A 17585-nucleotide genomic window follows, 5' to 3' on the forward strand; every position below is an offset into this window, starting at 1 on the left:
CCCCGGCCACGGACCCAGCCGCTGCGCGGCGACAGTCTCCGCGCCGAGGTCCAGCCGCCGATCGCGGGCAGTTCGGCGGCCCCACGGGTCAGGATCCGTGGGGCCGCCGAACTCAGGGACTGGGCGCTACAGGTTTCCGCGCTTCTCCTGCTCGCGCTCGATCGCCTCGAAGAGCGCCTTGAAGTTGCCCTTTCCGAAGCCCATCGAACCGTGCCGCTCGATCATTTCGAAGAAGACCGTCGGCCGGTCCTGCACCGGCTTGGTGAAGATCTGCAGCAGATAGCCGTCCTCGTCGCGGTCGACCAGGATCTTCAGCTCGCGCAGCGTCTCGACCGGCACCCGCGTCTCGCCGGCCCACTCGCCGAGCGTGTCGTAGTACGAGTCGGGCGTGTCCAGGAACTGAACTCCCCCCGCGCGCATGCTCCGGACCGTCGCGACGATGTCGTTCGTGGCGAGCGCGATGTGCTGGACGCCGGCGCCGCCGTAGAACTCGAGGTACTCGTCGATCTGCGACTTCTTCTTCGCGATCGCCGGCTCGTTGATCGGGAACTTCACCTTCAGCGTGCCGTCGGCGACGACCTTCGACATCAGGGCGGAGTACTCGGTGGCGATGTCGTCGCCCACGAACTCCTTCATGTTGGTGAAGCCCATGACCTTGTTGTAGAAGGCCACCCAGTCGTTCATCCTGCCGAGCTCGACATTGCCGACGCAGTGGTCGATGGCCTGGAAGGTGCGCTTGGCGGGCGGCTCGACGATCGGGGCGGCGGCAACGAAGCCCGGCAGGTAGGGACCGTCGTAGCCGGAGCGGTCGACCAGCGTGTGCCGGGTCTTGCCGTACGTCGCGATCGCGGCCAGCACCACCGTGCCGTGCTCGTCCTTGATCTCGTACGGCTCGGTGATGCCGCGGGCGCCGTGCTCGGTGGCGTACGCGTACGCGGCCCGTGCGTCCGGCACCTCGATGGCCAGGTCGACGACGCCGTCGCCGTGCTCGGCGACATGCTCGGCGAGGAAACGGCCCCAGTCGGTGGACTGCTTGATGACGGAGGCGAAGACGAAGCGCGCGGCGCCGTTGGTCAGCACGTAACTCGCGGTCTCGCGGCTGCCGTTCTCCGGTCCGGCATAGGCGACCAGCTTCATGCCGAAGGCGGTGGAGTAGTAGTGCGCAGCCTGCTTGGCGTTGCCGACGGCGAAGACGACCGCGTCCATTCCCTTCACCGGGAAGGGGTCTGCCTTGCGCGCGGTGTCCGGGGTGCGATGGGTGGTCTCAGTCATGACGGCAGACTCCCTCCGATCCACAAGGTGCGCAATAGTTTGAGTTTCCACTGGGCAATCTGCATAGCTCGCGAGCACTATGGGAGGGCTATCTGTACAGGATGACCATTCGGGAGACACCATGGCGATCGATCATCTGGACGGCTGGCTCATCGTCCTCCTCGCGCGCGAGCCGCGGATAGGGGTGCTCGAGGCGTCCCGCCGCCTCGGTGTGGCCCGCGGCACCGTGCAGGCCCGCCTGGACCGCCTTCAGTCAAATGGCGTCATCCGCGGTTTCGGCCCGGAGGTCGATCCGGCCGCGCTCGGCTACCCCGTCACCGCCTTCGCGACCCTGGAGATCAAGCAGGGACAAGGTGCGGACGTACGCGCCCATTTGGACGGCGTCCCCGAGGTGCTGGAGCTGCACACCACCACAGGTCACGGCGACATGCTCTGCCGACTCGTCGCCCGTTCCAACGCCGATCTCCAACGTGTGATCGACCGGGTTGTCGGTTTTGATGGCATCGTGCGGGCGTCCACGGCGATCGTCATGGAGAATCCGGTCCCCTTGCGGATCATTCCGCTGGTGGAGCAGGCTGCGGAGGACGAAGAGGTCTGAGGTGACACGGGTTGAGCTTCTGGGACTATCTCGCGGGCCATCACCAGCAGCTGCTCACCGACGCCTTCCAGCAGGCCAGCGCCGTCTTCCAGTGCATGGTCATCGCCACTGTGCTGGGCATCGCGATCGCTCTGCTCACCTATCGCAGCACCTGGGGCGGGAATCTGGCCATCACCTCCACGGCCACCATCCTCACCATTCCCTCCCTCGCCCTGATCGGTCTGCTGATCCCGCTGGTGGGCCTGGGCGTGCCGCCCACGGTGATCGCGCTGACGCTGTACGGGCTGCTACCCATCGTCCGTAACGCCATCGTGGGACTGCGCGGCGTGGACCCCTCCCTGGTGGATGCCGCCATGGGCATCGGGATGTCCCGGACCGCCCGGCTGTTCCGGGTGGAGCTGCCGCTCGCCTGGCCGCCGATCCTCACCGGCATCCGGGTCGCCACCCAGATGCTGATGGGCATCGCCGCGATCGCCGCGTACGCCTCCGGGCCCGGGCTCGGCAATGAGATCTTCCGCGGCATCGCCTCGCTGGGCAGCGCCAACGCGATCAACCAGGTCCTCGCCGGCACGGTCGGCATCGTCATCCTCGCCCTGCTCTTCGACGCCGCGTACGTCCTGCTCGGACGGCTGACCATTTCCAAGGGGATCCGTGACTGAGACCGAGAGCCGGACGGGAACGGAGACCGGGAGCGCTGACGCTTCCGCCGCCTCCGGCGCCCGCATCCAGCTGGAGAACCTCACCAAGCGCTATCCGGGCAGTCCGAGCCCGGCCGTGGACAACGTCTCGCTGGAGATCAAGCCCGGCGAGACGGTGATCCTCGTGGGTCCCTCCGGCTGCGGGAAGTCGACCACGCTGAGGATGATCAACCGGCTGATCGAGCCGACGTCCGGACGGATCAGGATCGGCGACGAGGACGTCACCGGCATCGACCCGGTGAAGCTGCGCCGGAAGATCGGATACGCGATCCAGTCGTCCGGGCTCTTCCCGCACATGACGGTCGCGGAGAACATCTCCCTCGTACCGAAGATGGTCGGCTGGTCGAAGTCGAGAGTGAAGGACCGGGTCGAGGAGATGCTCGATCTGGTGGGGCTCGACCCGCGGGAGTTCCACGGGCGCTATCCACGGCAGCTGTCGGGCGGCCAGCAGCAGCGGGTGGGCGTCGCGCGGGCGCTGGCGGCGGACCCTCCCGTACTGCTGATGGACGAGCCGTTCGGGGCGGTCGACCCGATCACCCGCGATCATCTGCAGGACGAACTGATCCGGCTCCAGCACGAGTTGCACAAGACGATCGTCTTCGTCACCCACGACTTCGACGAGGCGATCAAGCTCGGGGACCGGATCGCGGTGCTGCGGGAGCGTTCGCACATCGCGCAGTTCGACACCCCGGAGGCGATCCTCACCAATCCGACGGACGACTTCGTCTCCGGATTCGTGGGCGCGGGCGCGGCCCTGAAGCGGCTGAACCTCACGCGCGTACGAGACGTGGAGATCGCCGAGTTCCCGACGGTGACCGTGGACGACCCGATCCAGTCGATCTTCGACAAGCTACGTGAGGGCCCGTACAACGAGCTGCTGATGCTGGACCGCAGGAACCGCCCGTACAAATGGCTGCGGCGCGGCGATCTGATCCGCGCCAAGGGGTCGCTTGCCCGGGCCGGGCAGCTGGTGCAGGACACAGTGACCCGGGACGCGACGCTCCACGACGCGCTGGAGGCGGTGCTCATCGACTCCAGCGGCCGGGTCGCGGTGACCGGGCGGCGCGGCGAGTTCATCGGCGTCGTCGACATGGAGACGCTGATGAACTCCGTGCAGGAGATGCTGGAGGCCGACCGGCTCGCCGCGATGGAGCACCAGCACGATCTGGAGGAGCTGCGCCACCACCGGACCGAGGTGGAGCTGGAGGGCGGTGCGGGCGGATGAGCGAGCCGTCTCAGGCGCGGACGAGCGAGCCATCTTCGGCCGAGGTGGACCTGCTGGCCGATGAGGAACGGGAGGCGGCGCCGCCACCACCGCCCCCGCCACGGTTCACCTGGCAGAAGCTGGTGGTGATGCCCGCCGTGCTCGCCGTCGTGCTGCTGGTGACCTTCCTGTGGATCTCGAACGCGGACCTCGACGCGATCGCGGAGAACTCCCTGTCGGGCGGCAACGTGCAGCTGCGGCTGTGGCAGAGCATCCAACTCACCGCGATCTCCACGTTCTGGGTGCTGATCATCGCGATCCCGCTGGGCATCGCCCTCACCCGGCCGGGGCTCAGCCGCGCGGCCCCCCTGGTCACCGCGACCGCCAACGTCGGCCAGGCGACCCCGGCGATCGGCCTGCTGGCGCTGCTGGTGATCTGGCTGGGCATCGGCCCGTCCACCGCGATCATCGGCATGGTGATCTACGCGGTGCTGCCGGTGCTCGCCAACACGGTGGCCGGTCTGAAGGCGATCGACCCGCAGCTGCTGGAGGCCTCGCGCGGGATCGGCATGTCCGCGATGGGCATCCTGAGGAAGGTCGAACTGCCGCTCGCCGTACCGCTGATCCTCGCGGGCGTGCGGACCGCGCTGGTGCTGAACGTCGGCACGTCGACGCTGGCCACCTTCGGCGGCGGCGGGGGCCTGGGCGACCTGATCACCTCCGGCATCCAGACCCAGCGAATGCCGGTCCTGGTGCTCGGCTCGGTGCTGACGGTGGTGCTGGCGCTGCTGGTGGACTGGCTGGCCTCGCTGGCAGAGCTGGCACTGACGCCGCGCGGACTGGAGGCGTGATGCGGTACGTGCGTACGGCGCTGAGCGGGGCGGTCGTCCTCACACTGACGCTGACGGGCCTGACGGGCCTGACCGGCTGCGGGCTCAAGAGCGGCTCGCCGATGGTGGACGATGTGGCGCCGGGCTCGGTCGGCAGGGGCGAGCCGCTCAAGGGCGCGTCGCTGACGGTCGCTTCGAAGAACTTCAGCGAGAACATCATCCTGGGCCACATGATCGGCCTGATCTTCAAAGCGGCGGGCGCGGAGGTGCTCGACCGTACGAACCTGCCCGGCTCGATCAGCGCGCGCCAGGCGATCGTGGGCGGCGACGCCGACGCCATGTACGACTACACGGGAACCGCCTGGATCACCTACCAGGGGAACCAGAAACCGATCGTCAACCCGCAGGAGCAGTGGCAGGCGGTGCACAACGCGGATCTGAAGAACGGCGTGACGTGGCTGCCGCAGTCCACGCTGGACAACACGTACACGCTGGCTATCAGCAAGCGGAACAACGCGAAGTACAAGCTCAAGACCATGTCGGACCTGGCGGCCCTGTCGCAGAAGGACCCGTCGGCGGTGACGCTCTGCGTGGAGAACGAGTTCGCCTCGCGCGAGGACGGGCTGCCGGGCCTGGAGAAGGCGTACGGGATGAAGATCCCGGCCGGGAACATCAAGAAGATGGACGCCGGGATCATCTACACGCAGGTGTTGAAGTCCGATTCGTGCCTGCTGGGCGAGGCGTACACCACCGACGGCCGGATCAAGGCGATGGATCTGGACACGCTCGCGGACGACAAGCACTTCTTCCCCAACTACAACGCGGCGCCGGAGATCCACAGCGCGACGATTCTGAAGTGGCCGGCGATCGCGGGCCTGCTGAACCCGCTGAGCGCGCGGCTGACGACGCAGATCGCGCAGGACCTGAACGCGAAGGTGGACGTGGAGGGGGAGGACCCGCACACGGTGGCGAAGGACTGGCTGATCGAGCAGGGCTTCATCAAGAACGGCTAGTTACAAAGAACTGGTTGCAAAGAACCTCTTGCAACGCTCTTTGCGAATCTACGTCTGCGACTGGTGCAGCAGCAGCCGGGGCGGCGCGCATCGCATGAGTGACGGGGGTCAGCAGCTCGGGACCTTGCCGCCCTTCTCCAGCGCCCGAAGGGAGTCCACCGCGTCCTTCAGGGCCGTGACCGGGATCAGCCTCAACCCGTCGGGGAGTTCGGCCTGCGCGTCGGAGCACTCGTCCTTGGGCACGAGGAAGACGCTCGCGCCATCTCGCTTCGCGGCCTGAGTCTTCAGGGACACTCCGCCGACCGCGCCGACCTTGCCGTCGGCGTTGATCGTTCCCGTACCGGCGACACTGCGGCCACCGGTGAGATCCCCGCCCGCACCGTCCCCGTCGAGCTTGTCGACGATGCCGAGCGAGAAGAGCAGCCCGGCGCTGGGCCCGCCGACGTCGGCGAGGCGCAGGGTTACCTTCACCTTCGCCGGGTCCTCGCCGAGGTAGGAGAGCGCGGCGCGGGTCGCCACGTCCTGTGACTTCCGCATGTCCTTGAGGTTGTGCTCTGCGACTTCCTTGTCGGACTTGCCCGCCGGATAGACCGAGTCGCGCGGGAGGACCGCGCGGTCGGCCCTGAACCACGCGTCGGCCACATCTCCGAGGTCGACATCGGCGGACGGCCCGGTCGCGATGATCGTCGTCATCAGCAGCTCGCCGTTGGTCGTACGGGTGGGCGCGCCGGTGATGGTGATGACGGGAGTGCCCTTGACGTCGCCCAGGACGTTCGCGGTCGAGCCGGGCTGCGCCACGGCGTAAGGCAGCGGCGCAAGCCCGGCGACGGCGAGGAGCGCGACGACGGGGAGGGCGCAGAGGGAGATGGCGCGGGGGCGCGTGAGACTGGAGAGCACGGTGTCAATCTAGCGGGCGCGGGGGCGCGCCCTACGGGGACACCGGACGCCCCGCGCCCCGGACAGACACCGCTGCCCGCGGACACCGCCCACTCCGGACAGACCCGGACCCCGCGGACCCGACGCCCCGGACAGACACCACGCCCCCGGACAGAACCCCGCGCCGCGTCAGCGCAGCGCGTCCGACACCTCGCGGGCCGCGTCGACCACCCTCGGCCCCACCCTCTCCGGGACCGAGTCTGCGAGCATCACCACGCCCACGCTCCCCTCTATCCCCGTCACCCCGACCAGCGCCGCGGCCGCGCCGCTCGCGCCCGCCTCGAGTTCGCCGTGGGTGAGCGTGTACCCGGGCTCGTTCGACTTGCTCTGGCGGGCCGCGAGGATCGCCTTGCCGGCCGCGCCCCGGTCAAGCGGGTGACGGAAGCCCGCCCGGTACGCGACGTGGTAGTCCGTCCAGGTCGGCTCGACGACAGCGACCGCGAGGGCCTCCGCGCCGTCGACCAGGGTGAGATGGGCCGTAGCCCCTATGTCCTCCGCGAGCGAGCGCAAGGCCGGCATCGCGGCCTCCCGCACCAGCGGGTGCACCTGTCGGCCGAGGCGGAGTACGCCAAGGCCCACCCTGGCGCGGCCGCCGAGGTCGCGGCGGACGAGGGCGTGCTGCTCCAGGGTGGCGAGCAGACGGTAGACGACGGTGCGGTTGACACCGAGCTTGTTGGACAACTCGGTCACGGTCAGCCCGTGGTCCGTGTCGGCGAGCAGTTTGAGAACACGTAGTCCCCGGTCGAGCGTCTGGGAGGTCTCCGCGGTCACGACGCCCTCTCCTTCGGAGTGAGTGACGACGGTCCTCTCACCGGAGTGGCGACACCGGTCCCGTCGGCGACGCACCGAGAGGCCGCCGGCAGGCCATGGCGCACCGGCTGCGCTCCGCGGCGGCGCTGCCACGGGGCGTGTGCAATGCGGGGACAGTAGCGACCTGGTTCGCTCAGCGGAAGACCTCGTCCAGAATCCGGGCGCGGCGGAGACGTAAGTCCGGATGAAAGCGGACTTCAGATATCAAAAGCTCCCCAACTGCCCGATACATCCGCAATCATTCGCGACGGCGCCCGAGGGGGCGGGTCCTCGGTACGAGCGGGGCCCGGGCGCGCAGTCGCACCCGGGCCCCGCTCAACACCCCTCCAGCTCACCGCATCCGGGTCGCCCACTCCTGAACCTTCTTGATCCGCTCCCGGATCTGCCCGGCCGTCGCCTCCGCGCTCGGCGGCCCGCCGCACACCCGCCGAAGTTCGGTGTGGATCACCCCGTGCGGCTTGCCACTCTGGTGGACGTACGCCCCGACCATCGTGTTCAGCTGCTTGCGCAGCTCCAGCAGATCCTTGTGGGAGACGACCGGCCGCCGCTCGGCGGGCAGCTCCAGCAGATCCGCCTCGTCGTCCGGTTTCTTGCGGCTGTGCGCGATCTGTCGTGCCTGCCGCTTCTGCAGGAGCAGTTGCACCTGGTCGGGTTCGAGGAGCCCTGGGATGCCGAGGTAGTCCTGCTCCTCCTCGCTGCCGGGGTGCGCCTGCATGCCGAACTCGGCGCCGTCGTACAGCACCCGGTCGAAGACCGCGTCGGACTCGAGGGCCTCGAAGGGCAGCATGTCCTGCTCGCCCGTGTCCTCGTCCTGCTGCTTCTCCGCCTCCGCGAGCTCCTTCTCGGACTCGGCGTACGGGTCTTCGTCCCCGTCCTTCTTCGGCTTATCGAGCACGTGGTCGCGCTCGACCTCCATCTCGCCTGCGAAACCGAGGAGGTTGGGGATGGTGGGGAGGAACACGGACGCGGTCTCGCCACGGCGCCGGGACCGTACGAAACGGCCCACCGCCTGCGCGAAGAAGAGGGGCGTCGAGATGGTGGTGGCGTACACACCCACGGCGAGGCGCGGCACGTCGACGCCCTCCGACACCATGCGGACCGCGACCATCCAGCGGTCCTCGTTCTCGCTGAACTCCTCGATCCGCTTGGAGGAGGCGGTCTCGTCGGAGAGCACGACGGTCGCCTTGGTGCCGGTGATCTCGCGGATGAGCTTGGCGTACGCACGGGCGGAGTCCTGGTCGGACGCGATGACGAGCCCGCCGGCGTCCGGGATGCCCTTCCTGACCTCGGTCAGCCGCTTGTCGGCGGCGCGCAGCACGTTCGGCATCCAGTCGCCGCTCGGGTCGAGCGCGGTGCGCCAGGCCTGCGAGACGGCGTCCTTGGTCATCGGCTCGCCGAGTCGGGCGGCGATCTCGTCCCCGGCCTTGGTGCGCCAGCGCATGTTGCCGCTGTAGCTGAGGAAAATCACCGGGCGGACGACCCCGTCGCCCAGCGCATTCCCGTATCCGTACGTGTAGTCGGCGGCGGACCGCCGGATCCCGTCGTTGCCCTCTTCGTACTGGACGAAGGGGATCGGGTTGGTGTCGGAACGAAAGGGCGTACCGGTGAGCGCGAGTCGACGGGTCGCCGGGTCGAAGGCTTCCAGGCAGGCCTCGCCCCAGGACTTGGAGTCACCGGCGTGGTGGATCTCGTCGAGGATGACGAGGGTCTTGCGCTGCTCGCAGCGATTGCGGTGCAGCATGGGCCGTACGCCGACGCCCGCGTAGGTGACGGCGACGCCCTGGTACTCCTTGCTCAGCGGCCCGGCGCTGTACTCCGGATCGAGCTTGATCCCGATCCGCGCGGCCGCGGCGGCCCACTGCTTCTTGAGGTGCTCGGTGGGCGCGACGACGGTGACCTGCTGGATGACGTGATGGTGCAGCAGCCAGGAGGCGAGGGTGAGCGCGAAGGTGGTCTTGCCGGCGCCGGGGGTGGCGACGGCGAGGAAGTCGCGTGGCTGCTCCTGGAGATACCGCTCCATGGCGCCTTGCTGCCAGGCACGCAGCTTGTTGGCGGTACCCCAGGGGGCACGCCCGGGGAAGGCGGGTGAGAGGTGGTGGGAGGCTGTAGTAGTCACGGTCTCCGGTTCACGGGCTCGGGTACACGTCGGTCGGTACGACAACCGGGCCACCCTACCGGTGGGACTGTCGCACCCCGCGGCAGACGAGGCGAGGCGGGCCCCGTTGAGACCCGCCTCACAGGGCGGGGGCCTTGGGCGGCCTCACCGCGTCCGCAGCCTCGTCCCCACCCACGCCCCCACCAGCGCCACCCCCGCCATCGGCAGAAACACCGCAGCGAACGCCGCCGGGTGCGAGCCCGACGCCCCCGACGCGACGTGCGCGGCCCCCACCGCTCCCCCGCCCAGAGCAGCGAACGCCGCGCCGCCCGAGGTGAGCAGCAGCACATTCGACAGCCCGTCCGAGATCTGCAGCGCCGCCGAATTCGCGCCTGCCTCCCCCGCCGCCGACAGCTTCAGCAGCAGGACGCTCGTCGACGCGATCACCATCCCCATGCCGAAGCAGCCCACGCCCCACGCGACTCCGACGATCCACACTGGAACCCATGCGATCAGCACGCTCGGCGCCGTCGCGATCGAGGCCGCGACCAGCACCATCCCCAGCGCCATCAGCCGTTCCCGGTACGGCTCGACGCGCGGCCGGGACTGTACGTACGAGCCCAGCGTCCACGTCGCCCCGCCCACCGCCAGCGAAAGCCCGGCCAGCGTCGGCGAAAGCCCGCGCTGGGTCACCAGCATCAGCGGTACGAACGACTCCGCGGCGATGAAGGACCCGGCCGCGATGCCCCGCAGCAGTACGACGGACGGCAGCCCCCGCACCGCCCGGTACGTCCCCCGCGGCAGCAGCCCGAGCACGGCCGGCACCAGCAGTGCCGCGCCCGCCGCCGCCGGAACCAGCGAGAACCAGTTCAGGTCCTGGCCCGCATACTGCAGCAGACCCGCGCCCAGCGAGATGCCCAGCGCCAGCCGGATCCGGCGCCCGTCGAACGGCCGCGGCGGCGCGCCGGGATCCGCGGGCCCGGACGCCATCCGCCGGATCGCCGGCAGCGCGAGCGCCAGCGGGAAGACGACCAGCGCCGGTATGCCGATGAACACCCAGCGCCAGCCGAGATGTTCGGTGACCGTGCCCGCGGCGAGCGGCCCCACGACCGACGGAATCACCCAGCTCGCGGCGAAGGCCGCCATGATCGCGGGCCGCAGCCGCTCCGAGTACGCACGGCTGACGACCACGTACAGCGCCACGATCACGAGCCCGCCGCCGAGTCCCTGGACGGCCCGCCCGAGGATGAACAGCCACATCGTGCCCGCGGTCCCGGACATCAGCAGCCCCGCGCCGAAGGCCGAGATCCCGGTGGCGAGCGGCCGGAGCGGCCCGTCCCGGTCGGCCCACTGCCCGGAGAGCACCATCGCGAAGAGGCTGGTGGTGAAATACGCGGAGAAGGCGAAGGCGTACAGCTCAATGCCGTGCAGCTCGCGCGCCGCGACCGGCATCGCGGTGCCTACGGCGGTCGCCTCGAAGGCGATCAGCACGACGACGGAGACGATGCCGACACTGAGCGCGCGATGCGCCTTGCCGAGGACACCGCCCTGGCCGTCGGGCACCGCGTCTCTGTGATCGGTCGGCGGCGTGACCTCGGCGTCACGGGGTTCAAGGGCGGTCATGGGCCTCAGCGTAAGAGGCATGGCCCGGGATGGGGCCTGTCGCTGGACGGGCGCCCACTGGTCCCTTGGTCGTACGACCGCGAACCGTGAACGCCGTATGGCAGTCGCATTGCGTCCCGGGCCGAAGCCTTGAGCGGCGACTTGGCCCCGCCTACGGTCGACGTATTGGAGTCACACGGCCGTGTGCCCGAGTGGTTGAGGGACTCGCCTGCAAAGCGAGTTACGCCGGTTCGATTCCGGTCACGGCCTCCACTTCTTGACCAGGCAAAAAGTAAGGGCGGCACCCCTCGGGGTGCCGCCCTTTTGGTCGTCCGTCTCAGTTGCCGTCTCAGTTGCCGTCTCAGTTGAAGCGCGAGCGCGCCCACCGCGACGTGCGCTTGCCAATCATCAGAAAGGCCGGCTCCTCAAAGTTGGAACGCTCTGACACGATGAATACCTCGAGCTGTTCTTTGTCGCTTGGGCGATGCGCGAAGTACGAGGGGGTCGCCCTGTTGGGAGGGCGACCCCCTTCCGCGTCGAAGACAGCTTGCCGTGGGCGCCAACAGTCCGACATTGCTACGTAGGTGACTGAGGTTTTCTCAACGAAATGATCTCGTGAGGTGACTCGGCCCAGCGATCCCGCGAGCCGCGATGAGTCCTGCGGCGTCCGGCGGTCGTACTGTCGAACCCGTTACCGAGGAGGACTTCTGATGCGCAGCGTGACCTATTCGATGAACGTCTCACTTGACGGCTACATCGTCGGGCCGGACGGCGACTTCGACTGGACGGGGCCCGACGAGGAGGTCTTTCGCTTCTGGATCGACGAGATTCGACAGGTCGGCGTCCACCTGTTGGGACGACGGCTGTACGAGACGATGCTGTACTGGGAGACCGCCGACCAGGATCCATCGCTCGACGACTCACAGCTCGAGTGGACCGCGCTCTGGAAGCCGCTCCCCAAGGTGGTGTTCTCCACCACGCTGTCGGCGGTGCAGGGCAATGCCCGCCTGGCCTCCGGCGGCCTGGCGGAGGAGATCGAGCGATTGCGAGCCGAGCCGGGGGAGGGCGACATCGCGATCGGCGGCGCGACCCTCGCCGCCGAGGCGGCCGCATTGGGCCTGATCGACGAGTACCGGGCCATGGTCTACCCGGTGCTGGTTGGCGGTGGCATTCCGTTCTTTCCCCAACGCGAGCGCCGGGTGGATCTCGAACTCGTCGAGACCCGCACCTACAGCTCGAGAGTCGTCTACCTCCGCTACCGCGTGGCGCGTTAGCCGGCTCGTCCGCCGAGCCCTGGGAAGAACGGGCCGGTCAGCGACGGCGGACGGGGACCCGGATACCGATACCCGCACCGATATAGCCCTTGTCCGCCAAAATCGGCATGGTGCCGTCCGGGGCGTGACGTTCTCGATCCAGTGCGTCAGCCCCGTCGCCCTACTCCTGTGCTTTGCCGAGGGCGTTCTCCCTCCGCACATCATTGAGCGCTTCAAGCAGGAAGGACAGCATCCGAGGACTGCGCGCCACTCGACCGGTGCTGAGCTCTGCGTACACACGAACCTGCCCAGCGTCGGCATGGCCGAGCCTCATCTCGTGCACGTTGAACTTCAGGTCGTGCTTGACGCCGGCCATGGGTTCAAGCGTGAGGGGACCCCCGAGTCGGTGTACCCCTATGGTGCGGAGCCTGCGCAGCCTTTGCCGTCTCACGGACTTGATCTTCCCCTTCATGACGAGACGCTCGACGGTTGCTGAACTAGGGCTTCGGTTGACAAGGCGCACGCCAACGTCGACTCCCGAGCACCGCTCGCCGTCGTAGCGCCGTCCAACACTCAGAATCTCGATGGCAACAAGAGGCCTGACACGCCTGTAGGTCAAGTAGGAAACCGTCATGTTGCTGGCGGTGAAGAGCGCGCTCGCGCAGGAGACGATGATCGCGATGACGGGTAGCGACATCATCCAAGTCTGCCCACTCACCGCGCCCGACGTGCCGTTTGCTGGATGTTGGTCACGGTCGGGTGTAGGCCGTTCTCTGGTGGCGCACGGGCTCCACGCAAGCGGCACAGGGATCGCGAGGAACCACCGGACGGCCTGAGGCGCCTGCGGCCACCGCCGCTCTCGTTGAACGCCTGTGAACGCCCTTGGATCACACCCTGACCAGCCCGAGCAAACCTGCACAGCGAGTCACGCCGGTTCGATTCCGGTTACGGCCTCTGCATACGTACGGCGGCGGCCGCCCCCATGCTGCGGGGGCGGCCGCTGCCCTGTCCGGTCCTCGCACTTCTCGTCCGCCCACGCGGCAGGCTCAGGACGCCGGTCAGGCGCGTACCCCCTGGAAGTCCGTGTCCCACGTGGTGACGAGATCCTGCGCACCCGCTGTGTCGCCGTCGACCGGGGTGCAGCTCACGTACTGCGTCACGGAGAGGCTCTTGGCCGTGGGCCACCAGGTGAGATCGAACGAGTCCTTGGTCTCCGGATCCTTGAACCGCACGTTCACCCCTGCGACCCCGTCCTTGCTGCTGGATCTGTCGTGGACGACCTCCCAGCCGTCCGCGCGCATCCGCTCCCGCATCCGCCGGTCCGCGGACCTGGCGTCAGCCTCGGCGACGTCCTTGATCTGCCACCAGTGCTCCATGCCGAGGCCGTTCAGCTCCTCCTTGAGACTCAAGGTCGTGGTGTAACAGCCGGTGGACTGGATGTCATTGGCCTGGACCACGCCCGCCAGGCCGAGTCCGTCGTACACGCTCTGCGAACGCGCATCGAGCCGCTGCCGTGCCTCCGCGAGATAGGCGACGGGATCCGGGTCGGAGCCTCCTCCGTCCCCCATCACCTGGCAACCACTGAGCGCCCAGACGCCCAGAAGTGCCCCGGCCAGTGCCAGCGTCTTGCGTCCGAGCATCGCCATCATGGCCGTGACGCTACGGAGCCGGGGACTCCCGGGGCGAGAGGGCTCCCACTCAACCTTCCGCGCGCGGATGCTCTTGCGTACGCCGTTCAGCCCCTGCTAGGCCGCGGGCCCCGGAGCGCACTGCGGTCTGAGCGGCACGGGCCCTGGGAGTCCGTACGCCCGTTCCGGCACTCGCTCCTCAGCCCGAGCTCTCCGGCCAGTCGCCGTAGCGAGTGAACGTCTCCGAACCGGTCTTGCCCTTGTACCACTTGACGGTGACAGTGTCCCCGCCGCCGTACGTGAGGTCCCCGCCACGGTCCTCTTCCTTGACCGGCTTGCCGCCCCGCTCACAGATCAGCGCGATCCTGTACTTCCTGTTGGGCTCTTCGACCTTCCGGATCCCCCGGCACTCGAGTCCGCCGGAGACGAGGATGACCGAGATCTTGGTCGGTTCTTCGGTGTCCGCGCTCTCCTTCAGCCCGAGAACCCCGCCGCCGGAGTCCGACCTCCACATACCCGCCATGCCGGTCCCGGTGGGCTCTGCACCGATGCCGCCGGACTCCTCCTCGCTCGGAGTCGCGCTGGCCTCGGCCGTCGGCTGCTCGCTCTCGGGCACGCTTACGGACGGGCTCACGCCGACCTGTGAACTCCCGTTGGCCGAAGGCTTGTCGTCGTCATCGCCGCCCGACATGGCAAACCACACGGCACCACCGATGACGGCGACCGCCGCGACTGTCGCGGCGATGATCAAAGGGGTCTTGCGGCCGCCGGGGGGCGGAGGCGGAGGAGGCGGATAGGTCCCGTACGGCGAGGGCTGCTGACCGTACGAACCGTAGGGCGCGCCGTACTGCGCAGGCTGGTTCGGCGGATACAGCGGCGGCTGAGAGGGCGGATGAGCCGGCGGATGAGAGGGCGGATGAGAGGGCGGCGGCGGCGGAACCGATGGCATCCCAGGGCGCGCATCCTGCGGACCTGGCTGACCGTACTGCCCCGGCCAGTCCTGAGGACCCTGATACGGCGGCTGAGTCATCGGTGTGCACCTCGTTCCGCGGGCCTGCCACCCGCACGTGGGGGGATCTCCTAGGAACCCTGCCGGTTCCGGCACGGGCCCGGATGAGTATGGATCACTACCTGCACTGAGCACCCGCACTTATTCAGCTCCTCGGCAGCGCCACCCAGCCACCATCCATCCAACGCCCGTGTTTCCGTACGCAATTGAGTACATCTGCCCTCAGTGCCGAGCCCGCCCGGGCGGAAAATGTGAACCTCAACTCCTTCCGAGAGGCAGGCAACCCGGTCAAACGTCTTTCGAGCCGCTGAGTAAGCTCCTGATGCTGCTGGGGACACCGAGGGGGATTCACACATGGGACGACTGCGCACAGCCCTGCCACAATGTGCTGCCGCGCACGCCGGCCACCCCGGAGTCTGACCGGTGCTCTCCCCGCTGACGCACGATGACCCCGTCGCGATCGCCACGTACCGTCTGATCGCCCGTCTGGGCAGTGGCGGCATGGGAACCGTCTATCTGGCGCGTTCCGCCGGCGGTCGTACCGTCGCGCTCAAGACCATGCACGCAGGCATCGCATCGGATCCGGCCTCGCGTACCCGCTTCCGACTCGAAACCGACGCTGCCCGCATCATCGGCGGCCACCACGGAGCGACGGTCGTCGACGCGGACCCGCTCGCCGAAACACCCTGGCTCGCAACGGAATACGTCCTGGGCCCACCCCTCGACGACGCTGTAACGCTCACCGGACCACTCCCGGAGGCCTCGGTCCGCGCACTCGGCGCAGCCCTCGCCGGAGCCCTCGCCCAGCTCCACTCCTGCGACGTCGTCCACCGCGATCTCAAGCCCTCCAACGTCATGGTCACGGCGTACGGCCCGAAGATCATCGACTTCGGGATCGCGCGGGCGGCGGGCGACGACCGCCTTACTCGTACGGGAGCGGCGGCGGGCACCCCGGCTTTCATGTCCCCGGAACAGGCGACCGGCCAGGAACACACACCGGCGGGCGACGTCTTCGCACTGGCAGGAGTCCTGGTCTTCGCAGCTACAGGCCACGGCCCCTTCGGCTCGGGCCAGCCCGCCGACCTCCTCTACCGCGTCCGCTACGCCGACCCCGACCTCACGGGCGTACCAGAGCCCCTGCTCCCCACCCTCACGCGCTGCCTCACCAAAGACCCCGCGCAACGCCCCACCACGCTGGAACTCTCCGCCCAACTCCACGACGGTCAGGGCCAATTCGCCGACCACCTCCCCGACACCTTCCTCGCGGAGATCGCCCGCCGCGCAGCGGAAGTCTGGGTGCACCAGCCCTCCCGCCTCCCCGCCCCCGCCGACCACGCCCTCACCCCGGCCCACCGCCCCCTCTCCCGCCGCAAACTCCTCAGTGTCGGCGGCGGGTCGGTCCTCGGCACAGCCACCGCAGCCTTCGGCGCCTGGGCCTGGCTCAACAGCAACGCCCCGGACACTAGCCCCACAGCCTCGGACACCCCGTCCAACACGCCGCCTCCGCAGGCAATCAACCCACGCGAGGCCTGGCGCCGGACGATCAAGAGCGAGGTGACGAGGGTCCCGCCGATGGCAGTGGGCGACAGCGTCGTACTGCCTACCGACGAGGGGCTCCTGAGCCTGGACGCCACGAGCGGAAAGCAGCGCTGGCTCAACAAGGACCTCAAGCAGCCCTGGCAGCTGCACTCGGACGGAGCCCGGATCTACGCGCTGCTCCCCGGCGGTTCGCACGGCCACCAGCTGTCGCCGTACAACGTGAACCTCACCAATGGCCGCACCACGCCGCTCACCGCGTTCGGGAAGTTCGACAAGCCCGTCCAGCAGGCGCACCTGCTGGACGTCGCCAACGGCACGCTCTACCTCGCCGCCAGGAAGGGCAGCCCCGACGACCCCGGCCCGGCGCAGGAGAAGAGCTGGCACGTGATGGCCGTGAGCCTGAGTACGGGCAAGGAGCTGTGGAGTACGCCCCTGCGTTCGTACCGGATCGGCGTGCTCGAGGAGACCATCGTCTCCGCCCGCAGCGGCAGCCGGCTCGTACTGTGCCGGAAGGCCGCCACCGGTAACGCCCTTGAAGTCGGCGCCAGGGATGTCCGTACGGGTGCGGAGCTGTGGAAGGCGAACGTGGTCAGGGGCGAGACCGACACGAGTGTTCTCCTGCCGGGCGAGCTCGCGGTGGACGCCCGGCACGTCTACTTCGGGACCACCGAGGCCCTGGCTCTGCGTCTCACCGACGGCTCCGTCGCCTGGCGGTTCGGCGAGGGGCGCGACAGCGTCGCCGCCGCGGAAGCCCGTTCGTACGGCACACCGGCGGTGAAGGACGGCGTGGTGTACGTGGCGGAGTACCAGGGCGGGCTCGTGGGCCTTGACGCGTCGGACGGGAATCTGCGCTGGGAGGAGCAGCCGCGGAATCAGTTCCCCGCGCTCCGCATCCCGCCCGTCATCCGCGGCGCCCACGTCTTCAGCTCGGACGGCACGCAGCTGGGCGCCGTCAATCTCGCTTCGTACAAGAAGGACTGGACCTTCAGCCCCAGTCCCTCGTCCTTCGTCCTCCACGAACGCGCCGCGCGGCTCGTCGGGGCGGGCGACGATCTGGTCGTGGCCGTCCGCCTGGACCAGGACTGACCGACCAGGACT

The 17585-nt window shown here is 68.8% G+C and carries 15 protein-coding genes and 1 tRNA gene; 8 read left to right on the top strand and 8 right to left on the bottom strand.

Annotation, left to right across the window (positions count from 1 at the left end; all coding sequences use genetic code 11):
* Window positions 1-126: 126 nt before the first annotated feature.
* A complete protein-coding gene (hppD, locus tag ACFYWY_RS15540) occupies window positions 127-1272 on the bottom strand; it encodes a 4-hydroxyphenylpyruvate dioxygenase (protein WP_389185589.1) in 1146 nt (381 codons plus the stop codon).
* A 121-nt stretch (window positions 1273-1393) separates the two neighbouring features.
* Between hppD and ACFYWY_RS15545 the strand changes: the two genes are divergently transcribed.
* The 5 genes from ACFYWY_RS15545 to ACFYWY_RS15565 are packed head-to-tail and all read left to right on the top strand — an operon-like array spanning window position 1394 to window position 5615.
* Window positions 1394-1870 carry an Lrp/AsnC family transcriptional regulator gene (locus tag ACFYWY_RS15545; RefSeq protein ID WP_389185592.1) on the top strand — a complete coding sequence of 159 codons (477 nt, stop codon included), beginning with the start codon at window positions 1394-1396 and terminating at the stop codon, window positions 1868-1870.
* 11 nt (window positions 1871-1881) lie between these two features.
* Window positions 1882-2529 carry an ABC transporter permease gene (locus tag ACFYWY_RS15550; protein ID WP_389185595.1) on the top strand — a complete coding sequence of 216 codons (648 nt, stop codon included), beginning with the start codon at window positions 1882-1884 and terminating at the stop codon, window positions 2527-2529.
* A complete protein-coding gene (locus tag ACFYWY_RS15555) occupies window positions 2522-3793 on the top strand; it encodes a betaine/proline/choline family ABC transporter ATP-binding protein (protein ID WP_389185598.1) in 1272 nt (423 codons plus the stop codon). The genes ACFYWY_RS15550 and ACFYWY_RS15555 overlap by 8 nt, the downstream gene beginning before the upstream one ends.
* Window positions 3790-4623, top strand: a complete 834-nt coding sequence (locus ACFYWY_RS15560) for an ABC transporter permease (RefSeq protein ID WP_389185601.1) — start codon at window positions 3790-3792, stop codon at window positions 4621-4623. Before ACFYWY_RS15555 ends, ACFYWY_RS15560 begins: the two co-directional genes overlap by 4 nt.
* Window positions 4623-5615 carry a glycine betaine ABC transporter substrate-binding protein gene (locus ACFYWY_RS15565; RefSeq protein WP_389185604.1) on the top strand — a complete coding sequence of 331 codons (993 nt, stop codon included), beginning with the start codon at window positions 4623-4625 and terminating at the stop codon, window positions 5613-5615. Before ACFYWY_RS15560 ends, ACFYWY_RS15565 begins: the two co-directional genes overlap by 1 nt.
* Window positions 5616-5723: 108 nt before the next feature.
* Here the strand turns inward: ACFYWY_RS15565 and ACFYWY_RS15570 are convergent, their stop codons facing one another.
* The 4 genes from ACFYWY_RS15570 to ACFYWY_RS15585 form a co-directional block, all read right to left on the bottom strand.
* Complete coding sequence (locus tag ACFYWY_RS15570; protein ID WP_389185607.1) at window positions 5724-6512, bottom strand: S16 family serine protease; 789 nt, start codon at window positions 6510-6512, stop codon at window positions 5724-5726.
* Window positions 6513-6680: 168 nt separating this feature from the next.
* Window positions 6681-7322 (bottom strand): IclR family transcriptional regulator, encoded by a 642-nt coding sequence (locus ACFYWY_RS15575; protein ID WP_389185610.1) that lies wholly within the window; start codon window positions 7320-7322, stop codon window positions 6681-6683.
* A 370-nt stretch (window positions 7323-7692) separates the two neighbouring features.
* Window positions 7693-9477: a DEAD/DEAH box helicase gene (locus tag ACFYWY_RS15580; protein WP_389185612.1), complete on the bottom strand. Its 1785-nt coding sequence runs from the start codon at window positions 9475-9477 to the stop codon at window positions 7693-7695.
* A gap of 144 nt (window positions 9478-9621) precedes the next feature.
* A complete protein-coding gene (locus tag ACFYWY_RS15585; protein WP_389185615.1) occupies window positions 9622-11079 on the bottom strand; it encodes an MFS transporter in 1458 nt (485 codons plus the stop codon).
* Between the two features lie 177 nt (window positions 11080-11256).
* Here ACFYWY_RS15585 and ACFYWY_RS15590 point away from each other — a divergent pair.
* A tRNA-Cys gene (locus ACFYWY_RS15590) sits at window positions 11257-11331 on the top strand.
* A gap of 437 nt (window positions 11332-11768) precedes the next feature.
* Complete coding sequence (locus tag ACFYWY_RS15595) at window positions 11769-12332, top strand: dihydrofolate reductase family protein (protein ID WP_389185618.1); 564 nt, start codon at window positions 11769-11771, stop codon at window positions 12330-12332.
* A gap of 160 nt (window positions 12333-12492) precedes the next feature.
* Here ACFYWY_RS15595 and ACFYWY_RS15600 read toward each other — a convergent pair whose 3' ends face one another.
* The 3 genes from ACFYWY_RS15600 to ACFYWY_RS15610 all read right to left on the bottom strand — a co-directional run bounded on the left by ACFYWY_RS15600 (window position 12493) and on the right by ACFYWY_RS15610 (window position 14690).
* Window positions 12493-13008: a hypothetical protein gene (locus tag ACFYWY_RS15600; RefSeq protein ID WP_389185620.1), complete on the bottom strand. Its 516-nt coding sequence runs from the start codon at window positions 13006-13008 to the stop codon at window positions 12493-12495.
* Between the two features lie 361 nt (window positions 13009-13369).
* On the bottom strand, window positions 13370-13960 hold the full coding sequence (locus ACFYWY_RS15605) for a hypothetical protein (protein ID WP_389185623.1): 591 nt from the start codon (window positions 13958-13960) through the stop codon (window positions 13370-13372).
* Between the two features lie 178 nt (window positions 13961-14138).
* On the bottom strand, window positions 14139-14690 hold the full coding sequence (locus tag ACFYWY_RS15610; protein WP_389185625.1) for a hypothetical protein: 552 nt from the start codon (window positions 14688-14690) through the stop codon (window positions 14139-14141).
* Between the two features lie 681 nt (window positions 14691-15371).
* Between ACFYWY_RS15610 and ACFYWY_RS15615 the strand changes: the two genes are divergently transcribed.
* Window positions 15372-17573: a PQQ-binding-like beta-propeller repeat protein gene (locus tag ACFYWY_RS15615; RefSeq protein ID WP_389185627.1), complete on the top strand. Its 2202-nt coding sequence runs from the start codon at window positions 15372-15374 to the stop codon at window positions 17571-17573.
* Window positions 17574-17585: the final 12 nt, after the last annotated feature.

The organism is Streptomyces sp. NPDC002870 (assembly GCF_042888505.1).
Taxonomy (GTDB): Bacteria; Actinomycetota; Actinomycetes; order Streptomycetales; family Streptomycetaceae; genus Streptomyces.